3 protein-coding genes are annotated in these 1,921 nt (G+C 70.0%); all 3 read right to left on the bottom strand.

Annotation, left to right across the window (positions count from 1 at the left end; genetic code table 11):
• Positions 1–265: 265 nt before the first annotated feature.
• Entirely contained in the window at positions 266–379 is a 114-nt protein-coding gene (locus tag VGD44_RS26535) for a hypothetical protein (protein ID WP_414694679.1), read from the bottom strand.
• Between the two features lie 88 nt (positions 380–467).
• Positions 468–1,361, bottom strand: coding sequence for an SDR family oxidoreductase (locus VGD44_RS16625; protein ID WP_331089102.1), 894 nt, complete (start codon positions 1,359–1,361; stop codon positions 468–470).
• 72 nt (positions 1,362–1,433) lie between these two features.
• On the bottom strand, positions 1,434–1,921 hold a 488-nt coding region (locus VGD44_RS16620; RefSeq protein ID WP_331089100.1), incomplete at its 5' end, for a zinc-binding dehydrogenase.

The raw sequence follows: 1,921 nt of genomic DNA, 5'->3' as shown, positions 1-1,921 counted from the left end.
TTCAAGGACGCCAAGGACGACTTCTTCATCTCCCCGACCTCCATTGCCGGCGAGGTCTTCCACCTGGCCCATCAGCCACGCGACGCCTGGTCGTTCCTGGCCGAAGTGCGGCCCTTCCACGAGCCCTGGTAGGCGCATCGTCCCCGCCGCGCACCCAGCGGTGCGAAGCGGGGGCGCTCTTCCCGGTCGCCGCCTGAGAGGATGGCCCGTGGCCGGGCCGGCTGGGGGGCGGATTCATCATCCGTCACGTCGCACGTCAGCATGGTCACCTGCTTCGGCCGTCGGTTGTCGCGCGGCGGCTGGTTCCGAAGACCGCGAACCCCGCCCGCGCCAGCGCCTCGGCGATGGCCCGGCCGATGCCCGTGGACGCCCCCGTCACGATGGCCGCATCTGTTCTCCCAGTCCCTATCCATTTGGACCGGCGATTGAACGTCGAACTCAGAAGAATGGCGGCGTCCCCGGAGCGTTCACGCTGCGAAGTAACCCGCGTGCTCCATGTCGGAGAGGAGTCCCGGCTCCGTGGGTTCCCAGTTCAGCAGGGCGCGAGTGCGGTGGCTCGTGGCGGGGAGGTTCATCTCCGCGAACATCGCGAACCAGCCGAAGTGGTCGGCCGATTCCTCGGAAGATATGGCGACGACCGGCACGTTCAGACGCTGGCCGATGACTTCCGCGATCGCCTTGAAGGGCACGCCTTCTTCGCCAATCGCGTGATACGGACCCTCGGCGGCGCCCCGCTCGAGGGCAAGCCGGAAGATACGGGCGACGTCGCGCCGGTGCGTCGCGGGCCAGCGGTTGAGCCCGTCCCCCGGATAGGCCGAAACCCCCTTCGCAAGGGCGAGGTTAATCACGACCGGCACAAAGCCATGATCGCCCTCGCCGTGGACGGAGAGAGGCATGCGGACGGCGGCCGCGCGGACGCCGCGGGCCGCCACGGCGTCGACCGCCGCTTCCGACTGGCGGACATAGGGGCCAGGAACGGGATGGAACGCGTCGGTCTCCGTGGCGACGCCGCCCGACGCGAGGAACGGCAGCTCGGAGGTGACGAGCAGGGGGCGGTCGGAGCCTTCCAGCGCGGCGCCGAGCGCCTCGATGGCGCGCCGGTCCATCTCGCTGTTCTCCGCGTATCGCGAGAAGTCGTGGTTGAACGCAGTGTGGACCACGCCCTCGGCCAGCGCCGCTCCTTGGCGTAGGCTATCAGGGTCTTCCAACGAACCGCGATGGACCTCCGCGCCTGCCGCAGTCAGCAACGCAGCGCCCGAGTCCGACCGGGTAAGGCCGAGCACCCGATGCCCCGAGGCGATCAACTCCTCGATTACCGCGGCGCCCACCCATCCCGTAGCTCCAGTGACAAAGACCCGCATCACGACCCCATTCTGGTCTGGATTCAGAGGCCTCCCTCCCCTCGCGACGATGCATCGCGAGGGGAGCGGGACCTAGCGGCGGACGTCCACAAGGGTCCGGCCACGCACCTCGCCGCGCAGCACCGCCTGGGCGATCTGGGGAACGTCGGCGAGGCCGACCTCCGTCACCGTGCTCTCGAGCCTGGCCAGGTCCAGATCGCGCGCCAGGCGCGACCACGCCTCCTCCCGCACCGCCCGCGGCGCATTGACGGAGTCGATCCCAGCCAGGGTGACATTGCGCAGGATGAACGGCAGCACCGTGGCGGGCAGGTCCACGCCCTGGGCCAGGCCGCAGGCGGTGACCACGCCGCGATACTTCGTCTGCGCCAGGGCGTTCGCCAGGGTGTGACTGCCCACGGAATCGATCACGCAGGCCCAGCGCTCGGCGCCGATGGGGCCGCGCGCCGGCGCCGACAAGGTCGCGCGGTCGATGATCTCGGCCGCGCCCAGGGCCACGAGATAGGCCTGCTCCTGCGGCCGGCCGGTGGAGGCGACCACCCGGTAACCCAGGCGAGAGAGCA

This window comes from Phenylobacterium sp., assembly GCF_036402295.1.
In the GTDB taxonomy this organism is placed as follows: Bacteria; Pseudomonadota; Alphaproteobacteria; order Caulobacterales; family Caulobacteraceae; genus Phenylobacterium.
Note: the sequence above shows the minus strand (reverse complement) of the source record. Positions and strands in the feature narration are given on the sequence as shown.